We start from the raw sequence: 19,530 nt of genomic DNA, 5'->3' as shown, positions 1-19,530 counted from the left end.
CCGGCTCCAGCGCATTCGGGGGACGAATGAACCGTTATCCCATGTTCAATCCCCAGCTGTTGCTCAGCTTTGTCGCCATTTGCGAAAGCAACAGCTTCACCCGCGCTGCCGAGCGAGTAAACCTTTCCCAATCGACAGTCAGCCAGCAAATTCGCCGGCTGGAAGAAATGCTCGGGAAAGCGCTTTTCGAGCGCTCATCGCATCTGGTGCAACTGACGGAAGAGGGCGTCAAGTTGCTAAGCTATGCACGGCGCATCATCGCGTTGAACGAAGAGGCGCATGATGCCTTGGCTGGTCCCTGGCGCGACGGCGTGCTCCGCTTGGGAATGCCTGAGGATTTCACGGTGCCGACGGTCGACCTGCTGGCGTCGTTCAATAACCAGCACCCGCACTTGCGATTGGATGTCACCAGCGGTCTGAGCGCGGATCTGCAACTTGCCTACCGGGAGGGAGAGCTCGATCTCATTCTCGTCAAGCAGCGCCGCAAGCAATTGCCGCGCGCCGCGAGACCCGAGCCGCTGCTGTGGTTGGACAGCGTCGTGCGTCCGGCGATCGAACAATTGCCGGTGCCGCTGGCAGTGTTTCCGCTCAACGGTCTCTATCGCGAGGAATTGTGCCAGGCGCTCGACAGTCTCGGTATACGCTGGCGCATTAGCTACAGCAGCGCCAGTCTCGCGGCTCTCGCCGCCGCTTCCGCTGCCGGTCTTGGCGTCAGTCTGTTGCCCGCGAGTTGCAGGCTGCCTTCCCATCGCGTGCTAGGTGCTGCCGAGCGCATGCCGCCTGTTGATGACTTCGAGCTGGCTCTCTTTTATCGCGACAACGCCAGTGCCGCCACGCTCGCGCTGGCGGAGCGCCTTATCGAGTATTGTGGCCTGAGGCGGTCGTAGACGGAAGGCGTCTCCGCCCTCCCGTCATTTGCAATCACTACGAAGCTGCCCGCATGCATTGGCAAATCGAATAGCCAGCATTGGCAAATGTCGCTGCCATGCCGTGACGCTGTTCGGTAGATTGCCGACCCGAATAACTATCCATGATGAGGCAATGATGTTGGAACAGATGCTACCGCAAAGCCGCAGGACCTTTCTCAGCCGAACCGGGACGCTCACCACCGCTTGCGCTGTCGCTGGCTTTGCTTGCGGAGCGGTTCGCGAGGCATCGGCCGGCGCCGGCGACAGCACCGGTGAGACGAATACCAAGACGCTCGCGGATCGCCACTACGTTTTGACCGGCGTGCGGTTGGAGGAGGGGTTTGAGCACGACGGCGATATCGTCGTCGCCACGCGGACTGCGCTCTACGCGTTGGAGATCAAGGACGGCGCGATTGTCGCCTTGCATCCGGAAAAGGCGACCTTGCCCGAAGGTGTGCCGCAGTATCAGGCTCATGGCCAGCTTCTGTTGCCGGCGATGCGCGACATGCACATCCATCTGGACAAGACGTTCTATGGCGGCCCTTGGCAGGCGCCGCGGCCGCGTCAGGGCAAAACCATCATGGATATGATCGCGCTCGAGGAGAAGCTGCTTCCTCAGTTGCTGCCGACCTCACGAGAGCGGGCCGAGGGGCTGATCGCCCTCTTGCAGTCCAAGGGAACAACCGTCGCGCGCAGCCATTGCAACATCGACCCGGTGAGTGGCCTCAAGAGCCTCGAGCACCTGCAACAGGCCTTGGAGAACCATCGTGACGATTTCGTGTGCGAGATCGTCGCCTTCCCACAGCACGGCCTGCTTCACTCCAAGGTCGACGGCCTGATGCGTGAAGCGATGCAGATGGGTGTTCAGTATGTCGGTGGCCTGGACCCGACGAATGTCGACGGCGCCATGGAAAAATCACTCGATGCGATGTTCCAGATCGCGCTGGACAACGGCAAGGGGGTGGACATTCATCTGCACGAAACGAGCCCTGCTGGTGTTGCCGCGGTCAATTACATGATCGATACCGTTGAGAAGAATCCCGCTCTGCGCGGAAAAGTCACGATCAGCCACGCCTTCGCATTGACCACACTTGCTCCGGAGGCCCTGGAGGAGACAGCCTCGCGCCTGGCGGAACAGAAGATCTCGATTGCCTCGACGGTGCCGATCGGAGCGCTGATGATGCCCTTGCCGCAACTGTCTGAGAAGGGTGTCTTCGTCATGACCGGAACCGATAGCGTCATCGACCACTGGTCGCCATTCGGCAGCGGGGACATGTTGGAAAAGGCGTATCTCTACGCGCAGCTTTATCGTGGGTCGGACGAATTCCGGCTCTCGCGGTCCCTGTCCATCGCCACCGGCGGCATTCTGCCCCTCGACAACGAGGGCAAGCGGGCCTGGCCAAATGTCGGCGATGAGGCCTCATTCACGCTTGTCGGGGCGAGCTGCTCGGCAGAGGCTGTGGCCCGCGTGCCGGCGAGGACCGCGACATTCCGTAAGGGACGTCTGGTGTCGGGCGGAGTCGGCGAGGCCTGATAAAGCTAAAGGGTTTGCCTGTGGCCACTTCGACGTTCGTCATCGCGGAGCCGGGCAGCGCCTGCTCTGCCGATCGACGAAGTGGGCCAGGGGCCCGTCGCGCGGATGTCCGAGGAAAGGCTCGCGCGCCGACTGTCGCACAGGGCTCCCGGATATCCTCCGGGGAGCGCCGCGCTTCGCCTAGGCAAGACCCTCCGCCACAGCGTAGGCGGAGAGCACCTCCTTGATGTTTCTGTCCCCGTCGGTCGGAAGCAGCGCACGCGTCGTCACCGAGTCGAGGTGATGTGCCATGAGGGCCGCCGCCTCGTCGGTCTTGCCGGCGATCAATTTGTCCAGAAGCTCCTGGTGCTCCGATACGGCGCATTCCGAAGAATGCGGCCGGCCATAGAGCGCAAGGATCAGGGAACTGCGGGCGACCAGTTCGTTCACGTAGCGAATGAGGCTGGCGTTGTTCGTCATCTGAGCAAGGAGCGTATGGAATTCGCCCGCCAGCCGGATCGATTGAGCGCGCTCCTTCTTCGCGGCTTCCTCGGCTTCAATATGAGACGAGAGAATGCCAATTTGCTCTTGCGTCAATTTTCCGGAAAGCGTCTCCACCACAAGACGTTCCAACGCCATTCGGGTAAGGAATAGATTGCGCCCTTCCTCAAGGGTCGGCCGCGCGACCACCGCTCCCCTGTTTGGCCTGAGCTCCACCAACCCTTCCTCGCTAAGGCGAACCAGCGCCTCGCGCACCAGGGTTCTGCTGACCCCCAGCCTTTCGCCGATCGAGTCTTCCGGCAGCTTCGATCCCGGAGACAGCGCCTGATCAAGGATTGCCCGTTTTAGGACGCGATGAACGGCCTGAGCGCGGCCACCGCCCGTTTCGTTCTCTTTCTTTGCCATAGTGGTTACTCCGCGCCGTCGCAATTATCTCTTCGAATTGCATACAAAACGGCGGGATGTCTAGTGAATTGGTCTCGCCTGCCATCCGTATTCGCGCAACCGCAAGAGCCGCCGCCCGAAAAGTCTCGTCGACTGTCCGAGCGCGGAGAGCAAAACGTCGCTTAGATGGGTGACTGCATGGCCTGCGCGTAGCGTGATGGGTTGAAGCGCATGTAGAGAAAAAACACGCTGACGACGCAGGCAAGGTGCAGCGTCCAGCCAGGGGCGAAGCTGCCACTGACATCGTGCAGATATGCCGTGGCAAATGGGCCGAGAGACGCGATCAGGAAACCACCGCCCTGCATCAATGCCACCAGCACGCCGGCCTCTTCCGGCCGTGGCAGGTGATCGAGGGCGGTGACGATCGCCAACGAGAAGCTGCTGCCAAGGCCGGCACCGCACAGGCCGACCCAGATCGCCGGCGTTGCCTGGGGCAGGAACGCAAGACCGGCAAAACCGATCGCCTGCATCGCCAGCGTCAAACGCAGAAATGCGCGGCGATCGATGCTGCGGCGGGCCAAAATCGGCAGGGCGAGGGCCGCCACCGCCTGACAGATCGCCATCAGCGCCACGAGATTGCCGCTGTCTCCGCTGCTCCAGCCGAGGGACTGATAATAGGAGGCGAGCCAGGCGACGGCGGAAGAGTAGCCCGCATTGACCAGGCCGAAGGCGAGAATAAGTGTCCACGTTCGAGGCCGACGGAGCAGCCGGACGGTGAGCGCCTTGTCCGGGCGATCGCTGCGTGAGTTCGACAGGATCAGCCAGGCGGCGCCGAGAGCAACAAGCGCCGGCGCTGCGAGCCAGGCGAGGGCCGGGCGCCAGCCGAAACCGTGATTGACGAGAAATGGCGTCAGCCGCGCCCCCAAGGCTCCACCACCCATCAGAACCGCGGAATAGAGGCCGGTGACCACCGGTATGCTGCGGGGAAATTCCGCCTTGATAATGCCGGGGAAAGCCGCCTGGATGAAAGCGACGCCGGCGCCGCAAAGAGCAGCCGTCATCACCAATGCTGCACCGCCCGGAGCGACGAGACGGAGCAGTGAGCCGGCCGCCAGCACAAACAGGGCGATGAGAATGCCGCGCCGCGTGCCGATCAAGGCCTGCAGAGAAGGAGACACGAAGGCACCCACACCCATCAGCATCATCGGCAACAATGTCAGCAGGGCCAGGCTGCCATATCCCATGCCGGTATCGGCGACGATCTCGGACAGCACGGGCCCCGGCGCGGTGAGAAATGGCCGCAGATTGACGGCGACCAGTACGACGACAATGAGCAGCATCCATTGACGGCCCGTCGTGGGCTTTGATGATTTGGGCATGATTGGGTATGTCCTTACGTCTTCTTCTTATTTTGGGGCCCGAAGGGGTATTTGGGCGCTGGCGCGTCAATCGTTGGCGATTGCGCAATACACAAAAGCGAGCGGCGCAAGCCGCGGTAGCGGCGGGCGAATGAGGATGCTGGCGACAGGTCCCTGAGCGCGCCGGCTTAGGCCGGCGAAGCGCAAGGAAGGGAGTATCGGTCTTTTGTCCTCCAGGCTTAGGCTGAAGCCAGCTCCCGCCCCATGATGCGCTCGACGGACGGAGCAAGGCGGAGGAGCTCGCGCGTATACTCGTGTTTCGGCGCGGTGAAGAGAGTTTCGGTATCCGAGAGCTCGACGATCTGTCCGGCCTTCATCACGGCGACCCGGTCGCACATCTGACGGATCACGGCGAGGTCGTGGCTAATGAACAGCATGGAGAGGCCGGCGAGATCCCGCAGATCCTTCAGCAGGTTGAGGAGCTGCGCCTGCACCGAGACGTCGAGCGCCGAAGTCGGCTCGTCGCAAATGAGCAGCGACGGGCGCGGTCCGAGCGCGCGGGCAATGGCGATGCGCTGGCGCTGGCCGCCGGAGAAGGCGTGGGCGAAGCGCGCGCCGGCATCGGCGGGAAGGCCGACCGCTTCAAGCAGGGTTCTGGCGTCCTGCCGGGCTTCCTGCGCATTGGAGGCCAGCTTGTAGAACAGGATTGGCTCCGCAATGGCGGCGTTGATCCGCAGGCGCGGATTAAGTGCCGAATAGGGATCCTGAAAGACCATCTGCAGAGACTGCCGAATCGATTTTTCACGGCGGCCGCCGAGCGCCGTGCCCTGAAAATCGATGGAACCTGCACTCTGCGTGACAAGACCCGCGATGGTGTTGGCGACGGTCGTCTTGCCGCAGCCGGATTCGCCGACGAGTCCGAAAATCTCGCCGCGCCGAACATCGAATGAAACGCCCCTGACGGCCTTGAATACCGAGGCCTTGCGAAGCAATCCACGCCCGCCGTATTCCACGGCAAGGTCGCGGACGGAGAGCACCACTTCGTCGCGGCTGCCTGTCTCGCTCTTCGCACTCTTGCGGCGCACCGAGGCGCGCGCGTCGAGGGTCACCTGCGTTTCTTCGCTCGGCACTGGCAGGCGATCGAGGCGCGTATCAATTGGCGGCACGGCCGCGATCAGCGTACGGGCGTAAGGTGCCTTCGGTGCCGTCAGCACCTCGCGCGTCGAGCCGCTTTCCACGACCGCACCGTTTTGCATGATGGTGACGCGGTCGGCGATCTCGGCGACAACGCCCATATTGTGCGTGACGAGCAGAACGCCGACGCCCCGCTCGTCGGCAAGGTCTCGAATGAGCTTGAGGATCTGCGCCTGCACCGAGACGTCAAGCGCGGTCGTCGGCTCGTCGGCAACGATCAGCTGCGGATTACAGGCGAGGGCCGTGGCGATGACCACACGCTGGCGCTGACCGCCGGAAAGCTGGTGTGGATAGCTGCCGAGCCGGCGTTCGGGTTCCGGGATGCCGACGGCCTTCATCAATTCCAGCGCCCGGGCCTTCGCTTCCCGGGAGGAGAGCTTCAGATGGGTAAGTATGCCTTCGCAGAGCTGGCTTTCCACCGTGAAGAGCGGATTGAGGCTCGTCATCGGGTCCTGGAAGATTGCGCCGACATCGCGCCCGGGCACGATGCCTTCGGTACGGCCGGTGCGCAGGTTGATTTCCTTGCCGGCGATGGTGATCGAGCCGGCGGCGATCTTGCCGGGGGCCTGCAGGAGGCCCATCAGCGCGTTGCCGACAGTGGTCTTGCCGGCGCCGGATTCACCGACGAGGGCGTGGATCTCTCCAGGGCGGATGGTCAGATCGATGTCTTTGACGGCCGTCAGCGTGTTGCCGTTGGCCAACGGATACTCGACACGGAGCTTGCGAATGTCGAGAACGGGGCGCGTTGTTTCGGTCATCTCATCTCGCCATCAGTTTCGGGTTGAAGTGGTCGCGCAGATAGTCGCCGATCACATTGACGGCCAGCACGAGGATGACCAGCACCGCCGCGGGCATCACCGCGATCCACCAGAGACCGGAGAACAGGAACTGGTTGCCGATGCGGATCAGTGTGCCGAGCGAAGGATAGGTCGGCGGCATGCCCGCGCCGAGGAAGGACAGCGTCGCTTCCGTCAGGATTGCGCCGGCGAGGTTGATCGTGGCGATGACCATCACCGAGCTCATGATGTTCGGCAGGATGTGGCGGGCCATGATGCGGGGCGACGGCAGGCCGATGACCTTGGCGGCGCGCACATAGTCTCGCGCGATCTCCACCATGGTCGAGGCCCGCACGGTTCGCGCGTATTGGACCCATTCGTTGATGGCGATGGAGAAAATCAGCACCAGCGGCGCCCAGGCAAGCATCGCATCGGCGCTAAGCTGTGCGCGGGCGATACCGCTGATGAGCAGTGCAACGAGGATGGTCGGGAAACTGACGAATATGTCTGCGACGCGCATTACGATGCCGTCGACCATGCCACCGAAGAAGCCGGCAATAAGGCCAAGCACGACGCCAAGCATGGCTGCAAAGACCACGGCGCCGAGGCCGATGACGACGGAAATCCTCAGCCCGAACAGGATGACGGAGACGAGGTCGCGTCCCTGGTTGTCCGTGCCGAGCAGGAAGCGGGAATCGCCGCCCTCCATGAACACTGGCGGGATTTCCATGTCCATCAGCGAGTAGGAGGCGACGTCGCGCGGGTCCATCGGCGCAATCAGCGGTGCGAAGATGACGAGGATCAGCATGATGACGAGCACCAGGCTGGCGATGATAACGGAAACCGGCGGAAGCCGGCGCATCACGGATTGCGTAGCCATTATCGTGTCCTCAGGCGCGGATCGATGAAGGTGTAGAGAATGTCGACGACCATGTTGATCATGACGAAGAGGAAGCCGACGAAGAGAAGGTAGGCGGCCAACACCGGCACGTCAGGATAGCCGACGGCATTGGTGAAGAGCAGGCCCATGCCGGGCCATTGGAACACCGTCTCGGTGACGATCGCGAAGGCGATGAGCTGGCCGATCTGCAGTCCTGTGACCGTGACGACCGGCATCAATGCGTTCCGCAGGGCAAGCCGCCCATAGATATAGGTTCGCGGCAGCCCGCGCGCGAAGGCGAAGCGGATGTAATCGGACGACAAGACGTCGATCATCTCCGAGCGCACCAACCGCATGATCAGAGTGAGCTGGAACAAGGCCAGCGTGATCGACGGCAGGATCAATGACTTCAGGCCTGAAAGCGAGAGGAAGCCGGTCTGCCAGAGCCCGATATCGACGAGATCTCCGCGTCCTGAGGATGGCAGCCATCGCAGGTTTACCGCGAAAATCAGGATCAGCAGCAGGCCGGTGACGAAGGTGGGCATGGAAATGCCGACGAGTGTCGCGGACTGGGTCAGCCGTGAGAAAAAGGCGTGCGGCTTCAGCGCGCAGAGCACCCCGAGCGGAATGCCGAGCGACAGCGCCAGCACGGTGGCAACGATTACCAGTTCCAGCGTGGCAGGAAGGCGGCTGAGCAGCAGGCTCGTCACGGGCTGCTGGTAGCGATAGCTTGTGCCGAGATCGCCGGTCACCACCTGGCCCAGGAAATTGACGAACTGAGCCAGGACCGGCTTATCGAGGCCGAGGGCGACGCGCACGGCGTCCTTTTCCGCCTGGGTTGCGCCTTCGCGCACCATTGAGGCGACCGGATCGCCGACGAAGCGAAACATGACGAAGGCGATGGCGGTCACCGCAACCATCACGAGGATGGCCTGAAGCAGCCTGACTGAAAGGAGTCTGATCATCGGATAGTCCTTACGGGGAGCGGTCTTGCCCAAAGGGGCGGCCACCGGGTCGTGCGCTCCCGCGTCCTCCGTGCCGTCGCCGGTTGTGGAGGGTCTGACCCGGATTGCGGCCCAGTCCCGGCTTGCTTTCGCTCGCCAGGACTGGCCTTGGGAGTATCCCGACTACTTCTTTATCTGTGCGAACCACGGACGCACGTACTCGTCCGGGAACTGCGGCATGTCGACCTTGCTGCTCATCGCCCAGGCGACCGGCTGCTGGTGCAGCGGCAGGTAGAGGACCTGATCATGGGTAATGCGGAAGGCCTGCTTCAGATCCTCGATGCGCTTGGTTTCGTCGAGTTCCACCGAAGCGGCATAGGCCAGCTTGTCAATCTCGGGATTGGAAAGTCCGTCGGCGTTGCTGCCGCCGAAGGTGCCGTCATTCGTCGCCAGGAGCGCTTGCAGCGGGCTAAAGCCATCCATCGGCGGTAGCGAGGCCCAGCCGAGAAGGTAGATGTCGAACTCTCCCTTGTCGGTGCGTGGGAAATAGGTCGTCTTGCTCTCGACACTCACGTTGGCCTGAACCCCGATCTGCGCCCACATGGAGGCGACCGCAAGGCAGATCTGTTCGTCGGCGATATAACGGTCGTTGGGGCAGGCGAGCCCTGTCTTGAAGCCATCCGGATAGCCGGCCTCGGCGAGCAGCGCCTTGGCCTTGGCGACATCGTAAGGCAGAGGCACATCGATGTCTTCATCGTAACCGGTCACCGCCGGTGCAACCAGCATGCCGGCTGTACGGGACTTGCCGCGCATCAGGCGCTTCTGGATCGTGTTGGTGTCGATCGCTTGCCACAATGCCTGGCGCACGCGCACATCGCGCAGCGGATTGGGTTGGCCTGGAGTTGCATGCAGTTCCGGCCGGTAGCTGAATACGAAGAAGATCGTGCGAAGCGACGGGTTTTCGACAACCTTCAGGCCGTCGGTGGCCGCAATGCGGTCGATGTCCTGCAGGGGAACCGGCGCAATCATGTCGACTTCACCCGACATCAGCGCCGCGACGCGGGTAGCGTCGGAGGCGATCGGACGGAATTCGACCTCGTCCAGATTATGCTGCGGCTTGTCCCACCACTCCTTGTTCACTTCGAAGACCGAGCGCGAGTCCGGCTCGTAGCTCTTCAGCTTGAAGGCGCCCGTGCCGTTGGCGTGGTTGCTGGCATAGGTGACGACGCCGGTGGACGCATTGCCCGGCTTCAGTGCGTCATGCTCCTCCATCCACGGCTTGCTCATGATGTAGATGGCGGCAAGATCGTTGAGGAGCAGCGGGTAAGGGCCACGCAGGATAAGGTCGACGGTATAGTCGTCCACCTTCTCGACGCCGACGACGGTGGAAAGGTTCTCGCGGTTGCGCGCGCCGGGGTCGATCTGGCGCTGGATCGTCGCCACGACATCGTCGGCGTTGAAGGGCTGGCCTTCATGAAATTTCACGCCCTGGCGCAGCTTGAAGCGCCAGCGCTTGGGGTCGATGACTTCCCAGGACGTGGCCAGCGCCGGCTCCAGCTTCAGATCCTTGTTACGGCGCACCAGCGGATCGAAAACCATGTGATGAACGCTCTGGGTGAAGCTGTCGACCTGGGCGTTCGGGTCGTAGGAAATGACATCGCCGGATGAGGCCCAGCGCAGCGTTTCGGCAAATGCAGGCGCAGACAGCGGCGCCAGCAGGGCGAGCCCTGCCAAGAGGGTCTTTATAGAGGTCTTCACTGGTTTCTCCCGTTTAACGTATACATATTGTCTTTGCTATTGGATACGAATGTTCCTATAAATAGTGTACATCTGCTGCGAACAAGATCAAGATGGCGAAGGTCGTTTTGGCGCCGCTTTGTCAAAAAAGAACGCCGAACCCAGCAGCCGGAGAGGGAACCTGCCATGACGAACGCACTACTGATTGAAAATGCCACGATCATCACCATGGACCCGGATCGGCGCATCATCGAGCGCGGCCATATTCTGATCGAGAATGGGCGCATCGCTGCCATGGGGGAGGAAGACTTCGCCGGAGAACGGCAGGCCGAGCGCATCGACGCTGCCGGTATGGTCGCGATGCCCGGATTGATCGATACGCACGCCCATGCCGGACATATGCTGACGAAAGGGCTTGGCAACGAGGCCGAGGATTGGATGTCCGTGACCGGCCGTATCTACGCAACCGCGACCGATCCTGAATTCTGGGCGGCGGAGGCGGCGCTGTCAGCGGCCGAGAGGATCAAGTGTGGCACGACGACCGCGGCGCTGCTGTTCGGCGGCGGCCCGGATATCATGCGCAGTGAGGCGCCTGAGGCAGCGGAGGCCCACCTTGCCTCGGTTGCCGCCATGGGCGTGCGGGAGGTTCTGGCGGTCGGGCCGAACCGGCCCGGGCAAAGGCATGTGTATCGTCACTATTCGTCGACATCGCACGACGATATCGTCGTCTCCCCAGACCGGCAAATTGACGTGGCCACGGAGCTGGTCGACGCCTGGGCCGGGCACGACGACCGCCTGCAGGTGGTCTTTTCTTTACCCGTTTTCGACGAGCAAGAACTGCGGGATGAAACGGTATACAGGATCGCATGCAAGGTCCGTGATCGGGCGCGTGAGAGACGCGGCCTTCTGGTCCAGGACGGCCATCGCGATGGATCCATCGCCGCCAATGATGCGCGTCTCGGTCTCTTTGACGAGCGATCGCTCCTTGCGCATTGCATAGACCTCACCGAGGCCGATCGCGCCGTCCTCAAACGGACGGGTGCCAAGGTTGCACACAATCCTAGTGCATTGATGTCGGTCTATGGCCGTTGCCCGGCGCCGGAACTGATGGAGGATGGCATAACGGTGTCGCTCGGCACCGATGCTGCGGCACCCGATCGACCCTTCGACATGTTTCGCAACCTGTTCCAGGCGCATCGTTACCACGCGCGTCATTTCGCGGACGACGCCGTGTTGCCGCCCCAGCGGCTGCTGGAGATGGCAACGATCGAGGGTGCGCGCGCCCTGATGATGGAGGATGAACTCGGCTCGCTCGAGGCCGGCAAGCGCGCTGATATCCTGCTCATGAACATGCGTCAGCCGCATCTCTGGCCGCCACACGATCCGGTGCAACGCCTCGCGCGGTTCGCCAACGGGGCGGACGTGGATACGACCATTGTCGGTGGACGAATTCTGATGCGCGGGCGGCGCCTCGTGGCCCAGGAGGAAGACGCAATACTGGATCGCGCCTTGCGTGCCTTTCATCTCGCCATGGCCCGCGCCGGGCTGAGCGCTCGTACCTAAGCATTGGGGATAAGGAGGATCTCACGGTGACTGCAGACCTAATCATCCGCAATGCCCGTCCCTTCGGCGGGTCCACAGAAGACCTTTTCATCCGTGACGGTCGGTTCGTCGCGGCAGACCGCGTCCATGCTGCGGTCGAGATCGACGCGGCCGGACACATCGCGCTGCCAGGGTTTGTCGAGGCCCACACGCATCTCGACAAGACGCTCATCGGCATGGACTGGTTCGAGAACCGGGTCGGCCCGACCCGCAATGACCGGATCCTCGCCGATCGCAACGCCAAGCGCGAGCTTGGCATCGACGCCCGCCGGCAGTCTGCCCGCCAAATCATGCAGACGCTGGCCTTCGGCGTTTTGAGCATTCGCAGCCATGTCGACGTCGACACCGAGATCGGCATTGCCAATATCGAAGGCGTGCTCGAAACGCGCGAGGCGCTGCGCGATCTGGTCGACGTGCAACTCGTAGCCTTTCCGCAAAGTGGCATGCTGCCGCGCGCCGGCACGCTCGAGTTGATGGATGCGGCCTTGAAGGCCGGTGCCGACATAGTTGGCGGTATCGATCCTGCCTCCATCGAGCGCGATCCGGTGCGCCACCTCGATGCTATCTTCGCCCTTGCAGATCGTCATGGAAAACCGGTCGACATCCACCTGCACGAACCCGGCGACCTCGGAGCATTTTGCCTTGAACTCATCGTTGAACGTACCCGCGCCTTGTCGTTGCAAGGGCGGGTCATGGTCAGCCATGCCTATTGCCTCGGCACGCTCGATACCTCCCGGCAAACGGCGCTGATTGACCGGCTGGCTGCGGAACGTATCGCGGTCATGACCGTAGGGAGTCCGTCGGCGCCCACATTGCCGCTAAGATTGATGCGCCGGAGCGGTCTCATCGTAGCCTCCGGTTCCGACGGCATTCAGGGAACCTGGGAGCCGTACGGGAACGGCGACATGCTGGAGCGGGCGAAGTACCTGGCGCAACGCAACGCAATGGCCAACGATGCCGATCTCGAGGATGTTGCCCGCATCTGCACTTTTGGTGGCGCTGAAGGCATCGGGCTTGGCAGCTATGGCCTCTGCGAAGGTTGTTTCGGTGATCTGGTGCTGGTACCGGCGCGCACGCTGGCGGAAGCCGTCGCCCTGACGCCCCAAAGGCGCACCGTCATCCGGCGCGGCCGCGTGCTCGTGAATGGCGGCGAACTGGCTGGCGACCTGCCGACCATCGAATAATCGCATGATCCGCGTCTCGCCGTCTTCAGGATCGTCATGATGCCCAAACCCAGCGCCGGCAATCAAAAGCCCTCGGTCCCCAAGTCGGACGTGGTCTATCGCATCTTGAAGCGCGCCATCCTCGATCAGGCGTTCGCTGCGGGAATGAAGCTTCCGGAGGATTCGATCGGCGAACGGCTCGGCGTCAGTCGTACGATTGTCCGCCAAGCTCTCGCCCGCCTGAACGGTGAGGGCTTGATCGAATTGCGTCCGAACAGGGGCGCCTGCGTGAGCCATCCCAGTGTCGAGGATGGACACAACATTTTTGCTGTGCGGCGAGCGCTGGAGACGTTGGTCGTTGACAGCCTGATCGGCAGGCTGACACCTTCGAAGATCGAGGCGCTCGAAGCGCATCTCGATGCCGAGGACAAGGCAAGGGTCAGCGATCCTTCGGCGTCGATTCAGCTCGCCGGCGAGTTTCATGTCCTGCTCGCAAGACTGACGGAGAACGCGATCCTATCACGATACGTCACGGAACTCGTCTCGCGCTCGTCTATGATACTCTCACTCTATGGACGCCCTCATTCTTCCGATTGCGCCGTATCCGAGCATCGCACCCTGATTGCTGCCCTTGCGCGGAATGACCGCGAAAAAGCACTTGATTTGATGGGCCATCACATCGAAGCCATAACGGTCCGAGCCCTGCTGAAAAGCAAAGATGAAGACGACTTGGCCAATCTCCTTGCCGCTTACGCAAAAGAAGAAGGTCTTTAGGCCCTAACGCCCTCTGGCTCGCTGCTGGAGCCGGGGTGCTCAATTATGCCAATACCATGCTCGCGCGCATCGTATGCAATTCGTTAATGGAGAGATCGGAATAGGCAGTCCGTGTCTCGGTGCGAGGGAGCCGGGCCGTTTCCCGCTCCACGCGTGTCCAGATGTCGCTTGATTGTCGTAACAAGCTGATTTCTCTTCATGTAAACCTAGGCGCTTTCCGGTGACCGTCTACTTTGTGCGGGTGGACGGCCATTTCTTTCGCAGTTATATGGCGTAATTGTATGCAATAATGGGATACTATATTGACAGAATAATGGGTACAATATAGCTCTGTATCGGCGATTGGTGCTGTCGGGGAGAGCTCCACGCGCAATGTACCCGTTGCCGGCCGGAGGGCCGGCGATGCTTTCGTGAAAATCTATCGTTCCTGCCGAAAGATACATGCCGATGGCCGGCCGTATCTGCGTGCTCGAGCGATCAATGCTCTTGGCCGCGCTTGGCCGTGCACCGACGTCGTTCCCCAATGGGGTCGACGGTTGGGGTGTGCTGTCTTCGCGCTGCCGCGATGAATTCCTTGAACTGGCAAGCAGGAGATCCGGACATGAATATAGATTTCACCACGCTTCCGCCTCCCGATCGCTATCGGCTGCTGACCAACTTCATCGGCCCCCGCCCCATCGCGCTTGTTGGCACGCGATCGCCAGCCGGACACAACAATGCAGCGCCCATGAGCTTCTTCAACGTGTTCTCCCACGAACCGCCATTGGTCGTGCTCGGGATCCAGAACCGAGGCAATGGCGACGAGAAGGATACTGTCGCGAACATCCGACGAACCGGCGAATTCGTCGTCAACATGGTCGACATGGCGCTCGCCGACGCGATGATCGTCTGTGGTGTCAATTTCGCCTCAGAAGTCGATGAGCTCGATTTCGCCCGTCTGACGCCGATAGCGTGCGAGCAGATCGACGCCGCCCGCATCGCCGAAAGTCCCTGCAGCTTCGAATGCAGGGTCGAGCAGATCCTCGATTATCACAAGCGTGTGCTGGTCATCGGCAGGGTCGTGCACATGCATATCCAGGACCGGTGCCTTGATGCGCAGGGGCGCTATGCCAATCCCGAGACCTATCAGCCGATCGCTCGGCTGCATGCCGACAACTACATCACCTCAGATCGGCAGTTCGAGCTCAAGAAGCCGGAGGCCCTGTTGCCCTTCGAGCACGCACAAGTGAATCCCAGGCCGGAAAGGGCCACGCGATGATCCGCATACACGTCATCAATCCCAACTCGACAGCGTCCATGACCGATCAGATTGTACGTGCGGCCGAAGCTGTGCGATTGGAAGGCTTCGTCATCGATGCCGAAACTGCGATGGGCACACCGGCTTCGATCGAAGGCTATGCGGATGAGGCAAGGGCCGTCCCGGCGATGCTGGCGGCGATCCGCGCGGCGGAGAAGCGGGGTGCGTCGGCGCATGTGATCGCCTGCTTCGATGATCCTGGTCTTGCGGCCGCGCGCGAGGTGGCCACCGGCCCGGTCATCGGTATCTGCCAGGCGGCGGTGCAGGTCGCCATGACGGTGGCAACCCGCTTCGCGGTGATCACCACATTGCCGAGGTCGGTGCCGGTGATCGAAGATCTCGTAGCGCAATATGGCGCGGCCTCACGCTGCCGCCGCGTGCGTTCGGTCGATCTGCCGGTTCTGGCACTCGAGGCCGACCCGAAAAATGCGCGCGCGAAGCTCCTCGACGAAGCGCGCATCGCGATACGCGAGGACGGCGTCGATGCCATCGTCCTCGGTTGCGCCGGCATGGCGGAGCTGTGCGAATGGCTTTCCCGCGAAGCCGGAGTACCGGTCATCGATGGCGTGGTGGCCGCCGTCAAGCTCGCCGAGGCATTGGCAAGTGGCGGCTTCCGCACCTCAAAGGCAGGCGCCTACGCCTATCCTCGCGACAAGTCGGGTGATGTCGTAACGGCCCGTGGAGTTGCCCGGGCGCATTAGAATTCGCGCGCGCCGGCGCTGACCGCACGAACAGGGAATACCATGCCGAGCTCACGGGTATCGAAGCTCGATACTTTGCCGTGATGTGAAAGGCTCTACGGGGAGGGTGGTGTCACACCGCGTGGACGAAGCTCTACCCTCCTGCGGCTCAAGTATCCGGGGACGCCTCCGCTCGGGCACATCCGCGGATTTCATCCAGCGAGCGCACGCCGAGGCGCTCCAGAAGCGCATAGAGATCATCGAGCAGGCGAGGAAAATAATCGGGCCGGCTCATGCTGGCAGCGCCGACCTGCACGAGATGCGCGCCCGCCATGATGAACTCAACGACATCCTCGGCCGTGGTGATCCCACCCGAGCCAATCACCGGACGTGTGGCGATGCGCGCCGCCTGCACGCAGCGCCACAGCGCGAAGGGCTTTACCCCAGAACCGGAGTAACCGCCAAAGCCCGTGGAACCGCATGCGAAGGTGCGCCGTTCGATATCGATGCGCGCGCCGGGAACGGCATTGAATAGCACCGTTCCATCCGCGCCGCCTCGCTCCGAGGCGGATACGAAGTCCTCGATGACCATCTTTGCGGACGTGGCCGCCTTCGACCATAGCAGCACTTTGCCCTTAGCCGCGGCTGAAAGCGCGCGGAACATCTCCTCGTTCTCGTGCGTATTGTCCCAGTAGGAGGGTTCGTCACGGCCGGCATAGGGGAAGTTGCCGTTGACCTCGACGCCGGCGATCCGGCCGCTGTCAACGCAGGCGCCGATCATTTCCACGAGCTGCGCGCGCGTCGGCGCCTTGATGTTGACGAAGACCGGAACCTCCTCCGCCGGGAGATGCGGCAGCACCTCGGCAATGAAGCGATCGAGCGTCATGTTGTTGATGCCGAAGGCGGAGAGATAGCCGCTCTCCGTATGCGCAAAGCGGCGGCAACGGTTCGGCTCGCCCTGCCAGGGAAGGAAGGAGTTCGCGACGACCCCACCGAGCCGCGTGATGTCGAAGACGTCAAGATACTCGACGATGTTGCCGAAGGTGCCCGCAGCCGACATGACCGGGTTCTTGAAGGTCACGCTGCCTGCGCCCATCGGTACGGTTACGGAAAGGTCCATGGCGGCGATCCTCAAATGAAGGGGGCGGAGGCAAATTGCAGGCGCACGAGGTTGACCCGCTTCAGCGCGAACCAGGGTCCGACGCGACAGCTCGCCTCGCCGTCCTTGTTGTCCGAAACCGTCACGTGACAGCTCCGGCAGGCCCCGATGCCGCAGCTCATGTCCATATTGGCAAAGAGATAGGGGTTGGCGTCGGGGAACTCGGTGGCGAAGGCTTGAAGTCGGGCCGGTTCGAGCGCGAGAAAGATGGAGGTCCAAGCGAGACCGCCTTCTACGCGCTGACGCAAATCCTGCCAAAGGTCCGCGCCTTCATCCTCGACGAGCACCGTCGCCCCGCGCTGCTCGAAGGGCGCGACACGGTAGAGGAAGGCAGGCGTGGTGACGATGAGCGAACCTGCTCCGACAGAAACGGCGGGGATTTCGTTCGACCAGACCGTCAGGCCGCCACCTGCTGCTGGCACGAGGTCATCGGCCTCGAACTTCGCGACCAGCGCGGCATGGCCGTCCGAAAACGTCTCGACCGTCGCGATCCGGCAGCGAGGGCTGTGCCGCTCCTCGGAGAAGAGCACGGTCTCTCCGGGGTTTACCGGGGCAAGGCCGGAAATTTCCAGCCGCAACCAACGGCGCGCGCCCTCGCGCCGCAATTCATGGCAGGCGACGACCTTGGTTTCACTGAGCAAGCGCATCGCGGTTCACCGTGCCATCAGCGTTGCGCCGGGACCGGGCGGCAGGTCCCACAGCACCCAGAAGACGAGCTGCAGCACGAGAACGGCGAGGATGGCGAGCGCATAGGGCATGGCCAGCATGAGCGGCGTTCCGACCTTTACCGCCTCTGTACCCTTCGGCCGCCACTTGTTGAGCAGGCCGATCACGAGGATCAGGAAGGGGTTGACCGGGCAGATCGCGTTCAGCGGCGCATCGCCGATACGGTAGATCATCTGGGTCGCGGCCGGACTGTAGCCGAGCGCCAGCATCAGCGGCACGAAGATCGGCGCATACATGATCCACAGGACGCTGCCGGAAATGATGAAGAGGTTCGATACCGAAACAAGCAGCAGGAAGAGGAAGATCGCGACCCCAGGTGACGCCTGCATGCCCTGCAGCATTACAACACCGTAGCTGCCGATATATTCGCCGATGTGGCTGTCGTTGAAGAGCTTCAGGAAGATCACCGCTGCCGCGGAAACCACCAGGAAATAGGACATGGACGAAATGCCGTTCTTCATCCATTCCGCCGCCTCACCGAGCGATTTCAGCCGACCGGACGCCCAGCCATAGGCAATGCCCGACAGCGCGAAATAGAGCGAAATCAGAACGACGATACCGCCCATGAAGGGTGACTTCGGCACGATCTGTCCGCCTTCGCCGCGCAGTGCGCCGCCCTCCGGCAAGAGGGATGCGAGGATGAGGCCGAGATAGATCACCGTGAAGATGCCGGCTGCGACAAGGCCCCGCCCTTCGCGGCCGTGACCGGTGCCGGCTTCGTCTACGACCTCCGTTTCGATTTCCAGTTCGCCCACCCGGTTCGGCGCGAGCTTCGACGGAACGAAGAAGTAGGTGATGAACAGCATCGCCGCAGTCGCGGTGAAGGCGCTGAACGCGTTGAAATACCAGTTCATGATCGGCGAGACGGTCGCCGCCGCCTCCGGCGGCAGAACGCTCGCGGTGATGCCCGAGAGCACCGTGTCCGTCTGGTTGATGACGAGCGAAGCGGAAAATCCGGCGGTGTTGCCGACGAAAACCAGGATGATGCCGAGCCAGGGATTGAGCCCCATCTGGTAGAAGAGCGTCGCCGCAAGCGGCATCAGCACGAACATCGCCGCGTCGCCGAAGAGGTCGCCGTTGATCGCCACGAACGAGACGACGCTGATGATCGCGACCTTCGGCACCCGCCGCAAAAGCCCGCGAATGACCGAGGAGAGGAAGCCGGAATGCTCGGCAACCGAAATGCCCATCATCACGACGAGCGTCAGGGCAATCGGTGGGAAGCCGACCAGCAGCTTCGGGAATTCGACGATCAGGTTGGCAAAGTAGGAGGCCGTCAGGATGTTCTCGATCGCGACCGTCTTCGCCACGGCCTGGCCCGTGGCCGGATCCACCGTCGAGAAAGCCAGCGACACGCCCGCTTGCGCCAATGGGAAAGATGCCAGTGCCGTCAGTGCTGCCAGCGCCAGCAGCAGCGTGAAGGGCTCGGGCAGTCTGTTGATGATGCCTTCGAGCCTGTCGAATAAATTGCTCTCGCGCCGTGCCAGCGTCCCGTCCATGCTGTCCCACCCCATCCTCGAAATGCCTTCGGTGACCAAGTTATTTCGCAAGTGTCGGCGAAAGGGAAGGTTATGTCGACAGGATCCGCCTAATTTTGCATACATATATTCTAATTATTGTGCGCAAAAGAGAATGTTAATGGCCTGCGATCCAGGCGGCCAGGTCAAGGATCGGGCTGAGCCAGGTCGGTCTGCGAGGGATCGGGGGTCGCTTGCCGCAACGGTTTTGCCGTATCGAGCTGGGGAAGATGCTCGGATTGACAGGCAATCCTTGCTGGTTGTCCCGGTATGGTGTTCGCCTAGCAATTCCATCTCGGACGAAGTGGGCGGCTTTGGTCGCGTCCGATGTTGACCGTCTTGGCGCAGGGCGGCCGAAGGGTCTGCTTCGGTTGAGTGTATTCGGTTGCTCCACCGCGTGTACGGTGGAGCAACCGG

Annotated in this window: 16 protein-coding genes; 7 read left to right on the top strand and 9 right to left on the bottom strand. The window is 62.2% G+C overall.

The genetic code is table 11. From position 1 onward, the window contains the following. Window positions 1–26 precede the first annotated feature (26 nt). Window positions 27–887: a LysR family transcriptional regulator gene (locus AC1Z3V_RS02310; RefSeq protein WP_483496992.1), complete on the top strand. Its 861-nt coding sequence runs from the start codon at window positions 27–29 to the stop codon at window positions 885–887. A gap of 103 nt (window positions 888–990) precedes the next feature. After that, window positions 991–2,442, top strand: coding sequence for an amidohydrolase family protein (locus AC1Z3V_RS02305; RefSeq protein ID WP_483496990.1), 1,452 nt, complete (start codon window positions 991–993; stop codon window positions 2,440–2,442). Window positions 2,443–2,622: 180 nt separating this feature from the next. On the opposite strand, the gene AC1Z3V_RS02300 is transcribed toward AC1Z3V_RS02305, so the two are convergent. The 6 genes from AC1Z3V_RS02300 to AC1Z3V_RS02275 form a co-directional block, all read right to left on the bottom strand. Continuing rightward, window positions 2,623–3,327, bottom strand: coding sequence for a GntR family transcriptional regulator (locus AC1Z3V_RS02300; protein ID WP_173515047.1), 705 nt, complete (start codon window positions 3,325–3,327; stop codon window positions 2,623–2,625). 161 nt (window positions 3,328–3,488) lie between these two features. Then, on the bottom strand, window positions 3,489–4,685 hold the full coding sequence (locus AC1Z3V_RS02295; RefSeq protein WP_483496988.1) for a cyanate transporter: 1,197 nt from the start codon (window positions 4,683–4,685) through the stop codon (window positions 3,489–3,491). Window positions 4,686–4,903: 218 nt separating this feature from the next. Next, window positions 4,904–6,616 carry a dipeptide ABC transporter ATP-binding protein gene (locus AC1Z3V_RS02290; RefSeq protein WP_483496986.1) on the bottom strand — a complete coding sequence of 571 codons (1,713 nt, stop codon included), beginning with the start codon at window positions 6,614–6,616 and terminating at the stop codon, window positions 4,904–4,906. 1 nt (window position 6,617) lies between these two features. Continuing rightward, window positions 6,618–7,514 (bottom strand): ABC transporter permease, encoded by an 897-nt coding sequence (locus tag AC1Z3V_RS02285; protein WP_429810314.1) that lies wholly within the window; start codon window positions 7,512–7,514, stop codon window positions 6,618–6,620. Further along, a complete protein-coding gene (locus AC1Z3V_RS02280) occupies window positions 7,514–8,479 on the bottom strand; it encodes an ABC transporter permease (protein WP_483496984.1) in 966 nt (321 codons plus the stop codon). Before AC1Z3V_RS02280 ends, AC1Z3V_RS02285 begins: the two co-directional genes overlap by 1 nt. A 162-nt stretch (window positions 8,480–8,641) precedes the next feature. After that, complete coding sequence (locus tag AC1Z3V_RS02275) at window positions 8,642–10,216, bottom strand: ABC transporter substrate-binding protein (protein ID WP_429810311.1); 1,575 nt, start codon at window positions 10,214–10,216, stop codon at window positions 8,642–8,644. Window positions 10,217–10,381: 165 nt separating this feature from the next. Between AC1Z3V_RS02275 and AC1Z3V_RS02270 the strand changes: the two genes are divergently transcribed. The 5 genes from AC1Z3V_RS02270 to AC1Z3V_RS02250 all read left to right on the top strand — a co-directional run bounded on the left by AC1Z3V_RS02270 (window position 10,382) and on the right by AC1Z3V_RS02250 (window position 15,732). After that, window positions 10,382–11,758 (top strand): amidohydrolase family protein, encoded by a 1,377-nt coding sequence (locus AC1Z3V_RS02270; RefSeq protein ID WP_483496982.1) that lies wholly within the window; start codon window positions 10,382–10,384, stop codon window positions 11,756–11,758. Between the two features lie 26 nt (window positions 11,759–11,784). Then, entirely contained in the window at window positions 11,785–12,981 is a 1,197-nt protein-coding gene (locus AC1Z3V_RS02265) for an amidohydrolase (RefSeq protein WP_483496981.1), read from the top strand. A gap of 39 nt (window positions 12,982–13,020) precedes the next feature. After that, window positions 13,021–13,734, top strand: coding sequence for a GntR family transcriptional regulator (locus AC1Z3V_RS02260; protein ID WP_483496980.1), 714 nt, complete (start codon window positions 13,021–13,023; stop codon window positions 13,732–13,734). A 601-nt stretch (window positions 13,735–14,335) separates the two neighbouring features. After that, window positions 14,336–14,992 (top strand): flavin reductase family protein, encoded by a 657-nt coding sequence (locus AC1Z3V_RS02255; RefSeq protein ID WP_483496978.1) that lies wholly within the window; start codon window positions 14,336–14,338, stop codon window positions 14,990–14,992. Further along, on the top strand, window positions 14,992–15,732 hold the full coding sequence (locus AC1Z3V_RS02250) for an aspartate/glutamate racemase family protein (protein WP_483499519.1): 741 nt from the start codon (window positions 14,992–14,994) through the stop codon (window positions 15,730–15,732). The genes AC1Z3V_RS02255 and AC1Z3V_RS02250 overlap by 1 nt, the downstream gene beginning before the upstream one ends. Window positions 15,733–15,880: 148 nt before the next feature. On the opposite strand, the gene AC1Z3V_RS02245 is transcribed toward AC1Z3V_RS02250, so the two are convergent. From AC1Z3V_RS02245 to AC1Z3V_RS02235, 3 genes are read right to left on the bottom strand one after another with little or no spacing between them, the layout of a single operon-like run. After that, complete coding sequence (locus tag AC1Z3V_RS02245; RefSeq protein WP_483496977.1) at window positions 15,881–16,831, bottom strand: beta/alpha barrel domain-containing protein; 951 nt, start codon at window positions 16,829–16,831, stop codon at window positions 15,881–15,883. Window positions 16,832–16,842: 11 nt separating this feature from the next. Beyond that, complete coding sequence (locus AC1Z3V_RS02240; RefSeq protein WP_483496975.1) at window positions 16,843–17,517, bottom strand: iron-sulfur cluster-binding protein; 675 nt, start codon at window positions 17,515–17,517, stop codon at window positions 16,843–16,845. A 6-nt stretch (window positions 17,518–17,523) separates the two neighbouring features. Further along, entirely contained in the window at window positions 17,524–19,095 is a 1,572-nt protein-coding gene (locus tag AC1Z3V_RS02235; protein ID WP_483496973.1) for an AbgT family transporter, read from the bottom strand. Window positions 19,096–19,530 lie beyond the last annotated feature (435 nt).

The organism is Ensifer sp. 38_S197 (assembly GCF_056924495.1).
Note: the sequence above shows the minus strand (reverse complement) of the source record. Positions and strands in the feature narration are given on the sequence as shown.

Coding starts and splice junctions, on each gene's coding strand:
- AC1Z3V_RS02290 (WP_483496986.1), bottom strand. CDS start 6,616: ATGACCGAAACAACGCGCCCCGTTCTCGACATTCGCAAGCTCCGTGTC.
- AC1Z3V_RS02245 (WP_483496977.1), bottom strand. CDS start 16,831: ATGGACCTTTCCGTAACCGTACCGATGGGCGCAGGCAGCGTGACCTTC.
- AC1Z3V_RS02235 (WP_483496973.1), bottom strand. CDS start 19,095: ATGGACGGGACGCTGGCACGGCGCGAGAGCAATTTATTCGACAGGCTC.
- AC1Z3V_RS02255 (WP_483496978.1), top strand. CDS start 14,336: ATGAATATAGATTTCACCACGCTTCCGCCTCCCGATCGCTATCGGCTG.
- AC1Z3V_RS02280 (WP_483496984.1), bottom strand. CDS start 8,479: ATGATCAGACTCCTTTCAGTCAGGCTGCTTCAGGCCATCCTCGTGATG.
- AC1Z3V_RS02270 (WP_483496982.1), top strand. CDS start 10,382: ATGACGAACGCACTACTGATTGAAAATGCCACGATCATCACCATGGAC.
- AC1Z3V_RS02260 (WP_483496980.1), top strand. CDS start 13,021: ATGCCCAAACCCAGCGCCGGCAATCAAAAGCCCTCGGTCCCCAAGTCG.
- AC1Z3V_RS02295 (WP_483496988.1), bottom strand. CDS start 4,685: ATGCCCAAATCATCAAAGCCCACGACGGGCCGTCAATGGATGCTGCTC.
- AC1Z3V_RS02285 (WP_429810314.1), bottom strand. CDS start 7,514: ATGGCTACGCAATCCGTGATGCGCCGGCTTCCGCCGGTTTCCGTTATC.
- AC1Z3V_RS02240 (WP_483496975.1), bottom strand. CDS start 17,517: ATGCGCTTGCTCAGTGAAACCAAGGTCGTCGCCTGCCATGAATTGCGG.
- AC1Z3V_RS02300 (WP_173515047.1), bottom strand. CDS start 3,327: ATGGCAAAGAAAGAGAACGAAACGGGCGGTGGCCGCGCTCAGGCCGTT.
- AC1Z3V_RS02310 (WP_483496992.1), top strand. CDS start 27: ATGAACCGTTATCCCATGTTCAATCCCCAGCTGTTGCTCAGCTTTGTC.